We start from the raw sequence: 15,992 nt of genomic DNA on the forward strand, positions 1-15,992 counted from the left end.
GCAAGCGACAACCTCCCACAGGTCGTGTGCAACGCTCTATGCTTGTGGGAACTCGGCAGCAAGATCGACAGCCCAAGACTCGACTCTCATTCATCAGGACGCCCACTTCATGCAGGTAGAAGGTTTTTCCGAATGGCTCGGCCAGGTACTCGGCTCGATCATCCGCTTCATCGTTGATGGCCTCAGCGGGCTGTTCAACCTGTTGAGCAACGCCAGCGCCAACTTTGTCGAAGGCCTGTCCCGGGCACTGGGCATGGACACCTCGGTCGTCAGCATCGTGACCTTGATCCTCGGGCTGATCCTGTTGTGGTCGGCGATCCGCGCGTTTCTCAATGCGTCGTTCATCATGGGGATCATCTGGTTGATCCTCGGGCTTTGGCTGCTCAGCTGGATCATTCACTGACCTCACTTAAATCCCTGTGGCGAGGGAGCTTGCCCTCGCCACAATTGATCGCAGCATGTTTTCGATGTCCCGCTACAATGCCCGCTCCCCCAAGGAGCCTGCATGTCCAACCTGACCGCCGACTGGCGCGACCGCCCCACCCACCGCCGGGTCTGGGCACTCGCCGCGCCGATGATTCTTTCGAACATTTCCGTACCCTTGGTGGCACTGGTCGACAGCACCGTCATCGGTCACCTGCCCCATGCCCATCAACTCGGCGCTGTCGCGGTCGGCGCCAGCCTGTACACCTTCCTCGCCTGGGCCATGGGTTTTCTGCGCATGGGCTCCACCGGCTTCGCCGCCCAGGCCGCCGGGCGTGGCGATGGTGCGGCGCTGCGGCAGGTACTGTTGCAAGGCCTGTTGCTCGCCTTTGGCCTGGCCATCGTGCTGGGTGCGGTCGGCGTGCCGTTGAGCGGGGTCGCCTTGCACTTTATGCAGCCGTCGGCGGAGCTCGATCAACTGACCCGCGAGTTCTTCCACACCCGCCTGTTTGGCCTGCCGGCGGCGCTCGCCAGTTACGCACTGGTCGGCTGGTTTCTCGGCACACAGAATGCTCGGGCGCCGCTGGCGATTCTGCTCAGCACCAATCTGGTCAATATCGCCCTGAACCTGTGGTTCGTCCTTGGCCTGGAATGGGGTGTGGTCGGTGCGGCCCGCGCTTCGGTGATTGCCGAATGGACCGGCGCCCTGATCGGTCTGCTGATGACCCGCAAAGCCTTGCGTGCCTACCCCGGCCACATCGCCTGGGCAGCCATGGCGCTGTGGCAGAGTTGGCGGCCATTGCTGGCGGTCAATCGCGACATTTTCATTCGCAGCCTGGCGTTGCAATCGGTGTTTTTCCTGATCACGGTGCAGGGCGCCCGGCTGGGCGATGCCACAGTCGCGGCCAATGCCCTGCTGCTCAACGGTTTGCTGCTGACCGCCCACGCCCTCGATGGCCTGGCCCATGCCGTGGAGGCGTTGTGCGGGCATGCCCTCGGCGCCCGCGACCGCGATGCCCTGCGCCGATCATTGGTGGTGGCGGGCGGTTGGTCACTGCTGGCGAGCCTGGGGTTTGCCGCGCTCTTTCTGTTCGCCGGGCATCTGTTCATCGAGATGCAGACCGACATCCAAAGCGTACGTGACACCGCGTTCATCTATCTGCCCTACCTCGCCGTGCTGCCGCTGATTGCCGTCTGGAGCTACTTGCTCGACGGCCTGTTCATCGGCGCCACCCGCGCCCGGGAAATGCGCAACGGCATGTTGCTAACGGTGGTGCTGGTGTTGCCGTTCGGCTGGGCGTTGCAAGCGTGGGGCAACCACGGCCTGTGGATAACCTTTCTGCTGTTCATGTTGCTGCGCAGCTTGACCCTCGGCCTGATCGCCTGGCGCCTGCGCCGCAACGATGGCTGGTTCACAGGTAGCACTCACTGAGCCTTCATGGGCTGGGGGGGTTGTTCTGCCACAGTTGGCGCAGGCCATCGAGGCGTTCCTGTTGCGTCAACCCCGGCAGCGGCTGCACGGGCACGGCGTCCGGGTATTGCAGACGCAGCCATAGCCAGCCGTCGAGCACCGGACGCTCGCTGAAGCCCAGTGCCAACCCTTGCTGCACATGAGCCCACAGGCGCGAGAAATCGGCGCCGGTGGAGCGGCTCCAACGCCAGGCGTGCTGTTCAAGCAGGCAGGTTTGCAGCTTGAGCTGCTGCCCGGCGCTGAGGCTTTCCTCGATTGCCAACGGGCTGACCCTCAACCCCGGATTGAACAAGCGTTGCCAGCCCTCGCACCCCTGCGCCCGATCAGCCCAACTGCCGCCAAACCAACGCAATTGGCTGATCGGCCCAAGCCAACGACTCAGCTCAACGGCATCGCTGGCATCAAAAAAATAGCTCGCCGTGATCGGGTTGTAATAACTCAACAAGGCTCGATGCAGGCCAAGCGTGACCGTGAGCATGCGCTGTAAATGCCCCAGCAACACTGAAGCGCTGGCCTCGCTGACGATCAGCAGCCCGGGCCAGCGCTGACCGTCGAGACGGCACAGATCGGCCAGTGCCGGGCAGGTGCGCAGGTCGACCAGCACCGGTCCGTGTTCATCCAGCGCCTGCCATGGCGTGCCATCGAACAGCCCGAAGCAACGGGCGTGCGTGAACGTCTGCCGAAGGCTGACGCCTGCCTGCGGTGCGCCCGGTACATCCAGCAAAAGCCACTGGGGGCGCGCGTCCGGCGTGCGGGTGGCAATCATGCGTGATTGCTCTGGCCAAGCTTCGTCGCCAGGCGACAGGTGCACAGCGCCTGCGCGCAATGCTGGTAGCTGCCGCCGCCGGGCAACAGGCACAACACCAGCAACGGCTCTCCCGAACGTAGCCATTGTTCCAGGCCATCGTCATTCGTACAGATGATCTCGGGCGTGGCCACTTCGGCCACCTCGACCGCTGCTGGCGCATGCAGCAACCCGGTGATCTGCGGTTGATCCGGATCACCCTCGACAAAACCTACGACCAGCTCGGTGCCTTCGCGCCATGGCAAGCACGTCGCACCCTGCAACGACCCGGCCACTGGCAGCCAGCAGTGGCTGGGTGCCGCGCCTTCGCCCTGGTACAGCCAGTCGAACTGCACCGGCACCGGCCTTGCCGGGTCGGGACTCGGTTCATCCACCTCAACCACCCACGCCCGTTGCAGGCCATGCATCCGCGGTTTGACCCAAGCCCCGGGCGGCTCGAATGTGGCCGGCCAGTGCAGGGCACGGGCCTGATTGTGGTAAGGCCTCGCTGCGTCCTGGCCGCCCCAATGCTCGACATGGGTCAGCAGCCACAAGCGATTGCACTCGGCGACCGGATGCCCGGACAGTGGCAGTAGTTGCCCGCTGCGCAAACCCGACAGGTCGGTCCGGCAGGCGGCCTCCAGCGCGGCGGCCTTTTCGCTGCGCTGTCGCTCGAATTGCCGCACCGCCGGGCGCTCGCCCTCGATTCGCAATACCGACGGCGTACCGGCACGAAAACTTTGCTGGTCATCGCTGAACACCACGCAGTGCCCACGGTCCCGGTGTTCGAAGTGAAAGTGAAGCCGTTCCTGAACACACAAGCGCTGGAGAAATTGCAGGTCCGACTCCCGGTATTGCGTACAAAAATCCCGGGGCGGGTAATTACCGCTCAGGGCCAGGCGTCGATCGTTGCCGGTAATGCCGTGTTCCTTGAGCACCTGATCGATAATCTGCGGCACGGAACGCGCGCTGAAGATCCGCTGGCTGGAGCGCTGGGCCAGACAAGCCAACGTCGGCCCCAGGCGTACCTGGCACAGCCGGGGCACCGAAGCAGGGTCACGCTGGACCAGCTCATGCAACAGGCCATGCACGGGGCTGCCCCCCGAGCCGAAATGCAGGGCGGCCGGGCGATACAGCAAACTGGCGAGGTCAAGCAGCGGGTCTTCGACCAGCAACTCCAGGTCGAACACAAACGGCTCGCTGATGGCCTCTCTACCGGTAAAGGCCAGGACTTCCAGGGCGTCGGGCAGACCTGCTACTTGCAGACGAAATGACGATTCGCTGACTGGATTGAACATCGGCGTATCTCTACAGGAGGGCGGCCGGGGATTCTCGCTGAGAGACATGGCCGAGTAGAGAGCTGAAGTACAACTTAGGAAATGACCTACGCGAAAAGAAGACCAAATGGCATGAAATGCCGAGGACGTAGGCAAATTCGTCTGGAAAAAGAGAATCGCCGCACCTGGTCATCTGAAATTTCCGCAACGAACGGAAAATTTTCAGACAACCCGATGAGCGTGGTACTTACCTCAGGACGACAGGTAAGAAGAACGGGTCAGGCCAAGACGCAGTGCGTCGAGGAACTGGGTGCGCTCGGTGGCGCTGATGCGCGCACTCGCGCACTTGTCGCGGTAGTGCGTCATCAACTCTTCCGGCGACAAGTGCACGTAACGCAGCATGTCTTCGATGGTGTCGTGGGTTTCGATACCGGCGTGGTACGCGCTGCCGTCGGCGTTCTGGTAGATGTTCACCGAGTCGGTGTCACCGAACAGGTTGTGCATGTCACCGAGGATTTCCTGGTAGGCACCGACCAGGAACACACCCAGCAAGTAGTCTTCACCCTCGTTCAGCGCGTGCACCGGCAGGCTGGTCTCGATGCTCTGCTCGTCGACGTACTGGTTGATCTTGCCGTCGGAGTCACAGGTCAGGTCTTGCAGGACCGCACGACGCAGCGGTTCTTCGTCGAGACGATGCAACGGGATAATCGGCAGGACCTGGCCGATGGCCCAGGTGTCCGGCAGGCTCTGGAACACCGAGAAGTTGCAGATGTACTTGTCGGCCAGCTTGTCGTTGAGTTCGTCCAGCACCTGGCGGTGGGAACGCTGGCGCGCCTTCAGCGAGTTGTGCAGGCGACGGCAAACGGCGAAGTAGCATTGCTCGGCCAGGGCTTTCTCGGCCAGGGTCAGCTTGCCATCGGCGTACTGGGTAGCGACATCGCTCATGTAGTGCGTGGCGCGCCAGTAGGTTTCAGTGACCATCTCGATGTCGGTCGGGCCCAGCAGGTCCACCAGCCACTGCACGGTTTCCGGCAGGGCTTCCTTGTTCTCGATCTGCGGCACATCGTCGTTGTGCTTCTCGACGTCGGTGACCTGCACCACCAGCATGGCGTGGTGCGCGGTCAGGGAGCGGCCGCTTTCGGAGAAGATGTTCGGATGCGGCAGGCTCTGCGCGTCGCAGAATTCCTTGAGCATCCCGACCACGACACCGGCGTAATCGTCCATGTCGTAGTTGATCGAACTGGCGTTACGCGAGTGCGTACCGTCGTAGTCCACGCCCAGGCCACCGCCGACGTCGATGTGATCAACCGGCAAGCCGAGGTTGCGCAGTTCGCCGTAGTAACGGATCGCTTCCTTGAAGCCGTGCTGGTAGTCCGCCAGGTTGGCGATCTGCGAACCCATGTGGAAGTGCAGCAGGCGGATGCCCTGGTCCAGGCCGGCAGCACGGAAACGCTCGACCACCGACAGCAGTTGCGCCGCCGACAGGCCGAACTTGGATTTCTCGCCGCCGGTGTCTGCCCACTTGCTCGAGGCCAGGGACGACAGGCGCACGCGCAGGCCGACCTGCGGCTTAACCTTCAGCGAGGCCGCTTCTTCGATCACCAGGCCGACTTCGGACTCTTTCTCGATCACGATGAACACGTTGTGGCCGAGCTTCTGGCCCATCAACGCCAAGCGGATGAACTCACGGTCCTTGTAGCCATTGCAGACAATCGTGCCGCCCTTCGGCGCCAAGGCCAGCACCGCCAGCAGCTCAGGCTTGGAGCCGGCTTCAAGGCCGATGGAGACGTTCTGGGTGGCGATGATGTTCTCGATCACCGCTTCTTGCTGGTTGACCTTGATCGGGTACAGCGCGGTGTACTTGCTCTGGTATTCCAGGCGCTCGATGTTGGAATCGAAGGCGCCGGTCAACTGACGCACGCGGTCTTGCAGAATGTCCGGGAAGCGCACCAGCAACGGCAAGGACAGGCCGCTTTTACGCAGCTGGTCGACTTGCTCGAACAGGTCGATAGGCGCGCTGCTCGGACCGTTCGGACGAACCTCGACGCGACCGGCGTCATTGATCGCGAAATACCCGGCCCCCCAATGGCGAATCCCGTAAACACTGCGGCTGTCCGCAACTGTCCATTGGCTGCCATCGTCTTTGCGTGTGCGTCGTACGGACATTGAAGTCCCCTATAAAGAAGTCATGATGCGTCGCCTGGGTTCAGGCCGGCGCAGTCTAAAGAATGAAAATGACGGTTCGTCAACGAGGTGGTAGACCCCACTGACCGCAACGAGTTTAGAAACCGGTCATGAACAGGCTCTGTGAAAACCATGTGGACGACGCCAGGCCTGAATGCCATCAGGGCCGGATCAAATCGCGGGTGGTTTTCACAGAGGCTGCTAGCCGCCGGACTTCTTCGCCTTGAAACCGAGCTTGATCAGTTCTGCCAAGAGTAGCTCGACATGATCGCCCTGGATTTCGATGACACCGTCTTTCAGCGCTCCACCGGTACCACAACGTTTCTTCAACGTCGTGGCCAGATCCTTGAGCGCGTCTTCAGCCAATGGCGCGCCGGTGATAGTGGTCACCGTCTTGCCGCCACGGCCCTTGCTTTCGCGACGCACGCGCGCGATGCCGTCGCCGGCCGGGATAACGGTCTGTTTGCAGATGCAGGCATCCACCGGTTGACTGCACTCCGGGCAATGACGACCTGCGTCGGTGGAAAATACCAGGCCGCCCAGGGCGGCGAAAGATGCGGCTTTTTTGGCCACCGGCAATCCTCTTTGGAGGACTAAAGACTGGTCGTAGCACTCGGGAAGGCTATCGACCGCGAAGCCCCACTCAGGCAGGGGCAGCGCTACTGAAACGGTACAACTCTATCTTGTGGGAGCTGGCTTGCCAGCGATGGAGGTCAACGATGACGCGCGGCATCAGGCTAAACGTGTCGCTCTCTCGTTCTTCGCGAGCAAGCTTGCTCCTACAACAACAACCAGCAATACCGGTTCAGTTTGAAAAGGTCGCGCAGTGTAACGGCAAAAACGCCGATTGCTAAGAGCCAATCGGCGCCAATTTATAGCGGTTTTGCGACGTCGCTTTGTTGAGCCTTCAGATAGCGCTTCAACGCCGCCAGCGAGTCCGGGCAGTAAGGCTTTTGCTCGATTTCCAGCATGACCCGGTCGATAGGGATAAAACGCGCTTCGAGCACCTCTTCCGGTTGCAGGATCAACGGGCCATCCCATACCGCCGAGAACGCCGAACACCACAGGCGATTGCCAGTGTCCTCGAAGAAAAAGTGATCATGGGCCGTCAGCGCCACACCACTCACGCCCAACTCTTCCTCCAGCTCACGGGCCGCCGACTCGGCGTAGGTTTCACTGGCGAGCACCATGCCCCCCGCCGCCACGTCCCAATAACCGGGATAAATCGCCTTGCTCAACGTGCGGCGATGCACGCACAGCTCCCCGGCGGAGTTGAACAGCATGATGTAGGTACCGCGCCCGATCAGCCCGCGCTGGCGCAGGTCGGAGCGGACCAGCGCGCCGAGCAGGTTGTCGTGCTCGTCGACCCAGGCGATCTGTTCGGCATCGGAAGCCGCACGGTGCGCAGCCTCGCGCATTCCATCGGCAGCGTTATCAACCATGACTCAGCCCTGATTGAGCAGTTGGCGCAAATCGATCACCGCTGCGTTGGCCCGGGAAATGTAGTTGGCCATGACCAGCGAGTGGTTGGCCAGCACACCGAAGCCGCTGCCGTTGAGGATCATCGGGCTCCACACCGGTTCCTGCGATGCCTCTAGCTCACGGATGATCTGGCGCACGCTGACCGTGGCGTTCTTCTTGGCCAAAACATCGGCGAAGTCGACTTCAATGGCGCGCAGCAAATGCGACAGGGCCCAGGCCTGGCCGCGGGCTTCGTAGAACACGTTGTCGATCTGCATCCATGGGGTCTCGACGATTTCTTCGTCGACTTGCGGCACCTCGCCCGGCGCCACGACTTCAGTCTTCAACGCCGTATTGAGCTTGACCCGGCCGACACTGGCCGACAGCCGCTGCGACAGCGAACCCAGACGGGTCCCGACGTCGCCCAGCCAGTTGTTCAGGTTGTCGGCGCGGGCATAAAACAGTGCGCTTTTCTGGTTGGGATCGGACAGGCGAGCCTGATAGCGGCTCAGGGAATTGATGCCCTCCTGGTATTCGGACTCACTGGAAGGCAGCACCCAGCTCTTGTTGTCGAAGTTGAAACGCGGCTCGGCCTTGGCCAGGTCGGCGTCTTCGGCAGACTGCGATTGCGAACGGGCGAAGTCTTTACGCAGTGCACGGCTCAAATCGCGAACCTGCACCAGCACGCCGTATTCCCAGCTCGGCATGTTGTCCATCCACAGGCCTGGCGGGAAGCGGTCGTTGGAAATGTAGCCACCTGGTTTATTCAGCAAGGTGCCGGCGACGGTCTTGAGGGTTTCCACGGTGGTGTAGCCGACCACCATCTGCTTGCCCTCTTTCTCGGCCGCCAGTTGCGCGGTTTGCTGGACCGGAAACAGTGCCGGTTCCTCGCTCCAGTACCAGCCCAGGACACCCGCCACCAACAGGTAGATGCCCAGCAACGTGGCCAGCGCCCGGCTGAACAACAGGCCACCCAGATAACTGCGGGCCTCCGACTTCGGTTCAGCGGCACGTTCAGGCGCGCTGCCTGTGCGGTTCTTCCAGTCCAGCATGGCGATTTCCTTTCAAACTTGGGTTCAACGGTTCGACCACAACCATACAACAACGTGCCTTGGCCCGGCACCCACCGTTGGACCAATCCCGGAAATTACTGCTCTAACCGTTGATAACCAGTGAACTCCAGCACCCACGCCCACGCTAAACGCCGATGACCTCCATTGAAATCTGTTGTACCCGGTCCGTCACAAAGAGATGGGCGATGCCTAGGGCGTCGGTTCTATGCTCGCTCGTCCGCCCGTCCACCGTTGACTGGTAATGACGCAGCACCAAGGGTTCACCGGTGACGCTGTCGACGAGGCGGAAGATCCTTGGCGTTCGAGAGGGCTGTACTGGCGGTTTTCTCATTAATGCCATGACCCGCTGATCGAAGTGCGAGGTGGGTAGGGTCCAGTCCGCGTAGCCGGATTCAGCCTTAACCAAACACCACTCGCCCCGCTCAATCTGATCCAGCACCTCGCTATCGATATCGATCAAGAGGCCAGTGCGCAGCTCATCCAGGCCTTCGAGCGATTGTCGATCGTCCAACGCCTGGCGCACATGAGCCAGCGCTTGCTCGCTCGAACATGCCTGCTGGCGCTCCCACGCGGACAGATAAAGCGCCCTGACCAGCTTCGCACCGGTCACTCTGCGCTCCACTCGTCGGAACCCATCGTCCGGCTGATTTCATGCCGCCAATAGATGCGCCGATAACCGAAGTGAACCTTCTCCAGTTGAGTGAGGTGAGCGCTGCCGGGGTCCTGGCAATGGGGCATGAGCACTTCGGCGCCGATGATCACCGCATCTTCCAGTTCCATTGTGTAGAAGTGCTCCTGCATGCCGTGAGCCGAGGTGCGGTACCACTCGACCCGACATTTGCTGAGCGACTCTCCAGAACACAAAGCGATATTGATCAGCGGCGAAGCCTTGTCGATGGCCTTGGTGATGATCAACGGCTTGTGCACCCGCCGCCCTCCTCCAGGTCCTTTGGGCACGAAAATGCCATGGCTCAGGGCTTGAACCATGATCTGGTCTTCGCGGCCCAACTGATAGACGTTGCCCACCGACGCTTCGGTGAAGGCACCTCTACTGATCAGTCCTTGTTTTTCGCCGTGAAGGGTCATGAAGGCGGGGGTCGGCATGGTGAGGCTCCTTGCTATTCAGATTGCGAGACAGGTAACTGGGGTTCTTCGAATTCTTTCTGGTGCCCTGCTTCCTGGAGGGATATCCAAGGTTCAGACAGTGCGAGCGTAATCAGGTAGCGCTCTTCTACCGGATGCCTGTGATCCTTGAAGCGCGCCAATACCAACATTACTTGATATTTATCACCCGCCTGCCAATAGGAAAGTCCTGGCTGAACGCCGTGACGCAGCTGCGCCCGCCATTCTGGGGTATCAGCAATTATCGGGGTTCGACGCCCCTTCGCCACCCAGCCTTTTTGCCGCCATTGGTCTTGCAGGTCGCCAACGACCTTGAGGGCATCCTCCAGCAACAGTGGCTCGATTTGCGGGGACATACGGATGTCCACAACAACGTTGTCGTCAAACCCAACGGTAAAAAAGCGCGCTGCAGGAGTGGTGAATCCGTATTGCGAATCTATGAATCGCAATCGCGCATCGACCATTGGTATACCCAGCCAGTGGTGCCCACGGATCAAGGGACTAAAGGAGGCTGAGGAATGGCCCCTCATCGCTTCATACGTTCCACCAATCTCCAAAGCGATTTCCGGCTCCCCCACCAGGAGCTGAAGCAGTGGGCGCAAGCCGACGAACGTCAATACAGCAAGCAGCAACAAGCCCGTTCCGCGAAGCCGACGGCTCAAATTCATACTTCTGAACCCGAAGCGATTTCCTGAATTGACTGCTCCAATGTGCTTCGGTTGTGGTCGTGGAGCATGTTCTCAAAACTCATCGCAGCCTGAAGAACGAAAGGCATACGCTGATTGATGTCCGACAAGTCCGCCAACGGACGGGAGCTAAAACTGATGGTTCGTCCGTCCTGGACGCTTTGGCATTGGCTGGTGAGCGTCAACTCGATGGCCTGGGCTACACCAGAGGGAAACCCGGTAACGTAGGAGAGGTGATTTCCACGCAAAAGGGAGACGAGTCGACGGTCCTGGTAAATCGTTGGCTGGAGGATGTTGCGCTGCTCGTGCCACGCCATGAGCTCCACGCTAAGCGCAATATTTCCCGCCTCCATCGCCTCAAACGCTTTCAGAATCTCGGGATACTGCAACCCGAAAACAAGCGTTTCACTCCCGACCGGCCACAACACCGGAAACTTCGGGTGCCCGTAAATACCCTTGCGCGCCTCCAGGCACGTCTTGAACGCCTGCCAACCACGCTTGGCATAAAACGCATGCAGTGGAAAAACATCCAGAAACAACGTGGTATTACCCAGCGCCATCATGTCGTGCACATGCCGGAACTGTTGCTGCACCACTGACAAGTCTTCCCCCGCCGGATGGAAATCCACCGAAGGCACAGGGTTGCGCGCATTGGCTTCTTTATAGTCACGCAACGCTTGTGCCTGTTCGGACATCTTGGCCGGCGTCAACAAGCCGTGCTCACGGCGACTGTCATGTAAGCGTTGCCTCGCTTCACGCTCCTGGCGAATAAGCTCGACGCTGTCTGCCGCATGCAACAACCCGCAACCCACTTGCTTGGAAGCAAACGCCGCCAACCCGGCCCACTGGAAGCGCGGGTCTTGTAGCCACAAGCGGGCGTAGGCGGCGTTGATCGCCCGGTTGCGTGCGACCGGATCGGCGATCAGCACCCCGCGAGGCGCGACGATCTCTTGTGCCTCGCGCTGGTAGGTACGCCACAGGCATGCGCAAGTGAGGATCGGTACCTGCGTGACGAGGGTCTTGCTACCATACAGCCGCTCTTCCCTGCACTCGCAATCCGCTACCGGCGTGCTGTTGTGGTTCAGACGTTGATTGTCGCTGGGGTCATCCTTGAAACACTGGGTCATGACGGACGAAGGTCCTCTAAGGGAATCCCTGAACCCTATCAGGCAAAAATCCCGCCCGAATCCTGTCGGCAAAAAATCAGAAAATCCTGACAGACGTGCTCCGCCCTTCACGCGGAAAGGGCGAAGCAACAAACAAGAAAATTCCTTGAAGTCCCCGGCTTACCTGGCCCTAACCAAGAACCACCAACCAATAACAGACCAAACAGTCACAAACTGAATGCAGCCACATTGCAGATTATTGACGTCAGGTAGTCATGTAATCGGAAAGTGGTGCTAGCATAGAGCCACCACTCGACCTCAGCGTGCACCCTAACTAGTAGTCAGGATATGACCGAGCCAGAAGACCCCAGCCGCGAGCGCCTCAAGCACCACTTTGCCCAGCGGGTAATTCATCAGGCTCGTCAGATTCTTGAGATATGGCAGCGCCTGCAACGCAGTGAGTGGTCCAGCGCCGACTTTGCGGAACTGAGCGAGGCCAATTTGCGCCTCTTGCGTTTCGCCGAGCGCTTCGAGCAACCGGAACACACCCAACTGGCGCGCCACATCGGTCAGTCCCTGGAGGCGGTCGATGCCAACCGCGGACGCTTGAGCAGTGGCTTGATCACCGACCTCAATCGCTTGATGCAGCGCCTGTCGCGCACCGGCCTGCGCCATGGCGACCAACTCGATCAAACGTTGCTGCCTCCGCTGCGCAAGCCCATCTACGTGATGTTGCAGGATCACGACCGCGCCGAGCGCCTGGCCAAACAGCTGGAGTTCTTCGGGCTCAGCGCCCAATCCCTGGGCAGCGTCGACGCGTTTCGCTCCTCGATGGTCGCGCGCTTGCCAGCCGCGATTGTGATGGACGTCGACTTCAGCGGCCCCGGCGTTGGCCTGAAACTGGCGGAGGAAGCCCAGGAAGGCCTCGATCATCGCTTGCCGCTGTTGTTCTTCAGCCTGCATGAAACCGATACCCCGACCCGTCTCGCCGCGGTACGCGCCGGTGGCCAGGAGTTCCTCACCGGCACCCTCGAAGCGTCGAGCCTGCTGGAGAAAATCGAAGTCCTGACCTGCGTCGCCCAGTACGAACCTTACAAAGTGCTGATCATCGATGACTCCCGCGCCCAGGCACTGCACACCGAGCGCCTGCTCAACAGCGCCGGGATCGTCACCCGCACGTTGATCGAGCCAATCCAGGCCATGGCCGAACTCGCGGATTTCCAGCCCGACCTGATCATCCTCGACATGTACATGCCGGCCTGCACCGGTACGGAACTGGCCAAGGTGATCCGCCATAACGACCGTTATGTCAGCGTGCCGATCATTTACCTGTCGGCCGAAGACGACCTGGACAAGCAGCTCGACGCCATGAGCGAAGGCGGCGATGACTTCCTGACCAAACCGATCAAGCCCCGGCACCTGATCACCACCGTGCGCAACCGCGCAGCGCGCGCCCGCAACCTCAAGGCGCGGATGGTCCGCGACAGCCTCACCGGCCTGTACAACCACACGCACATCCTGCAATTGCTCGAAGATTGCTCGTTCCGCGCCCGTCGCGAAAACAAGCCACTGAGCTTTGCCATGCTCGACATCGACCACTTCAAAAGGGTGAATGATAGCCACGGCCACCCGATGGGCGACCGGGTGATCAAAAGCCTGGCGCTGTTTCTCAAGCAGCGCCTGCGCAAGACCGACTTCATCGGCCGCTACGGTGGCGAAGAGTTCGCCATCGTCATGCCGGACACTGATATCGACGCGGCCGTGAATGTACTGGATGAAATCCGCCAGCGTTTCGCCGAGATCCATTACCCGGCGCAACCGCAGGATCTGTGGTGCACGTTCAGTGCCGGGGTGGTCGAGCTTTGCGAAAGCTCCGACAGCCTGACGATGGCCAGCCAGGCAGACGAGGCGCTGTACCGCGCAAAAGACGGCGGACGCAACCGCGTGCAGTCGGCACGCACGTCAAAGCAAAGTGCCACTTTTTTATCGGAAACGACCGATACAGTCATAACCCTGTAACAGAAACGCAATAACTTCAGGCACTTACCATTTCTGCCGTTGGTAGTCCGTAATGCGCCTGAAGCTGCTGACCAATCTCAATACCCTCTTGTTGGTGGCCGTGTGCGTGGCCCTCGGCGCTACCCTGTGGTGGTCGCAGAAAGCCCTTGAGCGTCCGTATCTATTAATGGAGCGCTACCTCGGCCTGTCGCAGACATTTCAGAATGAAGTGGCCCGCAGCGTCGAGGACTACCTCGGCAGCGGCGATGCTTTGCGCCTGAGCAGTGCCACCCAAAGCATCGACGGCCTGCAAAAAGAACTCGGCGAACTGCCCCCAGCCTTGGCCGAGACGTTGCGTCCGAGCCTGTCGACCCTTGAAGAATTCAGCAAGACCGACCTGTTGGCCGCCGGTAAACTGGCCGGCGATCCGCAGGCATTGCTGCTGCAGGCCGAGCGCGAACTGGGTGCCAGTCTCGATCAGCTCAGCCAGTACGCCGGTGGCAACGCGGCCTACCTGACACCGTTGCTCGCCGCATCGCAGCACCTGGGCAAGCTGTCGCTGGCGCGGGACAAACTGGTCAGCAGCGGCCGCAGCGAACTGGCGGCCGATGTCGAGCGCGAAGTGGCCACCATCCGCAGCCAGGCGGAGATTATCGACGCCCTGCCATTGCTCGGCGTGACCACCAGTGGCGAATCGAACACCGATGATTTCGCCTCGATGATGGGCCTTGAAAACAAGGAAAAAACCGTCGCCGAAGATGCCGGCGTCGGCCTCAAGCGCGAACTCAACAGCCTGCTCACCCGCTACCCGGCCGAACTGTCGCGTACTCGCGGTCAAATCCAGAAACGCGCCGACCTCAGCACCGCGACCCACCAGAAAATCGCCGAAGTGCAACAGGCCATCGCCGGGCTGGAACCGGTGGTGCGCGCCCAGCACGGGCAAATCCAGGGCGAAGTGCGGCTGATGCAAGGCGTAATGATCGGCCTGATCCTGTTGATCGCCCTGCTGATCGACACCCTGCAGCGCAAACTGGCGCGGACCCTGACCAACCTCGCCCCGGCCCTGTCGACCTGGGCCGAAGGCGACTTCAGCCGCGACATTCAACTGGGCAACACCAACCGCGAATTGCATGACATTGAAGCGTCGCTCAATCGCTTGCGCGCCTACCTGGTTGACCTGGTTGGCACCATTCGCCTGAATGCCGAACAAGTCGCCGGCAGTAGCCGAACCCTGGCCGACTTGAGTAACGACCTGCACGACGGCGCCGAGCATCAGGCCGGCGACACCGCACTGATCCGCGATTCCCTCAGCGAACTGGAGGCGACCATTCAACAAGTCGCCGGCGATGCCAGCCAGGCCGCCGACGCCAGCCGTCATGCAGGGCTGGCTGTGGAGCATGGACAGAAAGTCATCGGCCTGAGTCTCACCGGCCTGCATGCGCTGGTGGATGAAGTGCAGGGCAATGCACAGATGATCGAACACCTGGCCGAGGAGTCGGCCACCATCGGCGGCGTGTTGACGGTGATCCGCTCCATTGCCGACCAGACCAACCTGCTGGCCTTGAACGCCGCCATCGAAGCGGCCCGCGCCGGGGAAATGGGCCGAGGCTTTGCGGTGGTGGCCGAAGAAGTGCGCTCACTGGCACAACGAACCGCCGGCGCCACCGCGGAAATCCAGAACCTCATCGCCGGCCTGCAAACCGCGGCACGGCAGTCGGTGGAAGGCATGCGCGCCCAGGTCGAACACGCCGAAGCCACGGCCAATCAGGCCCAGGCCGCCGACGGTGCGCTGGATAAAATCGTCGGGGCGATCCAGACCATTTCCGACACGGCGGTACGCATCGCCGATGTCACGGCCCAGCAAAGTGGCGCAGTCAGCGAGATCCGTGATCACAGTGAGCGGATTCATCAATTGGGCGGGGATAACTTGCTGCGCATCGGCGAAGGGCGTGAGCAAGGGGAGCATTTGCTGGTGTTGGGCGGGCGATTGCACACGGCCGTTCAGGCATTCCGCGTCTGACAGACCGCCTTCGCTGGCAAGCCAGCGCCTACAAAGATCTGCACATATCCTGCAGGAGCTGGCTTGCCAGCGGATTGAGCCTGGTCGACAACACGCCGTAATCGATCAAGCTGCGCTTCGGCGCCACTGAAGGTTATTACCTCTACCGGCGACGCCGAACAACGCACCCTGCTCGACCGCTATCCGTTGTTCGGCCCTCCTGCGCTGATGTTTTTCGGCAAGGTCGGCGTCGAACGCCAAGATATGTGGGTGATCGGCGAGATCAAGGCCTGGGACTTCGCCGAACGTGTTGCGAAGGCGAATGACCAAATTTAATGCAGCAGTCACATACTTCGCGCAAACATCGGTCATCGTGCTGGCTATTGCAGAGAACTGGACAGTCACAAA

At 60.9% G+C, this 15,992-nt stretch carries 14 protein-coding genes; 4 read left to right on the forward strand and 10 right to left on the reverse strand.

Going from position 1 to position 15,992, the window contains the following annotated elements:
• Window positions 1–109 precede the first annotated feature (109 nt).
• Both J1D76_RS09980 and J1D76_RS09985 read left to right on the forward strand, forming a co-directional pair.
• Complete coding sequence (locus J1D76_RS09980) at window positions 110–403, forward strand: hypothetical protein (protein ID WP_421138148.1); 294 nt, start codon at window positions 110–112, stop codon at window positions 401–403.
• Between the two features lie 102 nt (window positions 404–505).
• Entirely contained in the window at window positions 506–1,855 is a 1,350-nt protein-coding gene (locus J1D76_RS09985) for an MATE family efflux transporter (RefSeq protein WP_421138149.1), read from the forward strand.
• 4 nt (window positions 1,856–1,859) lie between these two features.
• Here J1D76_RS09985 and J1D76_RS09990 read toward each other — a convergent pair whose 3' ends face one another.
• From J1D76_RS09990 to J1D76_RS10035, 10 genes are all read right to left on the reverse strand, one after another.
• Complete coding sequence (locus J1D76_RS09990; RefSeq protein WP_421138150.1) at window positions 1,860–2,660, reverse strand: DUF4123 domain-containing protein; 801 nt, start codon at window positions 2,658–2,660, stop codon at window positions 1,860–1,862.
• Entirely contained in the window at window positions 2,657–3,976 is a 1,320-nt protein-coding gene (locus J1D76_RS09995) for a type VI secretion system Vgr family protein (RefSeq protein ID WP_421138151.1), read from the reverse strand. Before J1D76_RS09995 ends, J1D76_RS09990 begins: the two co-directional genes overlap by 4 nt.
• Window positions 3,977–4,207: 231 nt before the next feature.
• On the reverse strand, window positions 4,208–6,121 hold the full coding sequence (gene speA / locus J1D76_RS10000) for an arginine decarboxylase (RefSeq protein ID WP_421138152.1): 1,914 nt from the start codon (window positions 6,119–6,121) through the stop codon (window positions 4,208–4,210).
• A 219-nt stretch (window positions 6,122–6,340) separates the two neighbouring features.
• Entirely contained in the window at window positions 6,341–6,712 is a 372-nt protein-coding gene (locus J1D76_RS10005) for a translation initiation factor Sui1 (protein ID WP_421138153.1), read from the reverse strand.
• 299 nt (window positions 6,713–7,011) lie between these two features.
• Entirely contained in the window at window positions 7,012–7,581 is a 570-nt protein-coding gene (locus J1D76_RS10010) for an NUDIX hydrolase (RefSeq protein WP_421138154.1), read from the reverse strand.
• A 3-nt stretch (window positions 7,582–7,584) separates the two neighbouring features.
• Entirely contained in the window at window positions 7,585–8,652 is a 1,068-nt protein-coding gene (locus tag J1D76_RS10015) for a DUF2333 family protein (RefSeq protein WP_421138155.1), read from the reverse strand.
• Window positions 8,653–8,797: 145 nt separating this feature from the next.
• The gene (locus tag J1D76_RS10020) at window positions 8,798–9,283 is read right to left on the reverse strand and encodes a hypothetical protein (RefSeq protein WP_421138156.1); all 486 of its coding nucleotides are present in this window, start codon (window positions 9,281–9,283) and stop codon (window positions 8,798–8,800) included.
• Entirely contained in the window at window positions 9,280–9,777 is a 498-nt protein-coding gene (locus J1D76_RS10025) for an Hcp family type VI secretion system effector (protein ID WP_421138157.1), read from the reverse strand. The genes J1D76_RS10020 and J1D76_RS10025 overlap by 4 nt, the downstream gene beginning before the upstream one ends.
• Window positions 9,778–9,791: 14 nt before the next feature.
• Window positions 9,792–10,463 (reverse strand): hypothetical protein, encoded by a 672-nt coding sequence (locus J1D76_RS10030; RefSeq protein ID WP_421138158.1) that lies wholly within the window; start codon window positions 10,461–10,463, stop codon window positions 9,792–9,794.
• Window positions 10,460–11,608 (reverse strand): DUF2515 family protein, encoded by a 1,149-nt coding sequence (locus J1D76_RS10035; protein ID WP_421138159.1) that lies wholly within the window; start codon window positions 11,606–11,608, stop codon window positions 10,460–10,462. Before J1D76_RS10035 ends, J1D76_RS10030 begins: the two co-directional genes overlap by 4 nt.
• A 327-nt stretch (window positions 11,609–11,935) precedes the next feature.
• Here J1D76_RS10035 and gcbA point away from each other — a divergent pair, with 327 nt between their 5' ends.
• Together gcbA and J1D76_RS10045 are read left to right on the forward strand one after the other, a co-directional pair.
• Entirely contained in the window at window positions 11,936–13,606 is a 1,671-nt protein-coding gene (gene gcbA, locus J1D76_RS10040; RefSeq protein ID WP_421138160.1) for a diguanylate cyclase GcbA, read from the forward strand.
• A 955-nt stretch (window positions 13,607–14,561) separates the two neighbouring features.
• A complete protein-coding gene (locus tag J1D76_RS10045) occupies window positions 14,562–15,605 on the forward strand; it encodes a methyl-accepting chemotaxis protein (RefSeq protein WP_421138337.1) in 1,044 nt (347 codons plus the stop codon).
• The last annotated feature ends 387 nt before the right edge of the window (window positions 15,606–15,992 follow it).

Origin of the sequence: Pseudomonas sp. NFX15 (assembly GCF_049132105.1) — a bacterium.
Lineage (GTDB): Bacteria > Pseudomonadota > Gammaproteobacteria > Pseudomonadales > Pseudomonadaceae > Aquipseudomonas.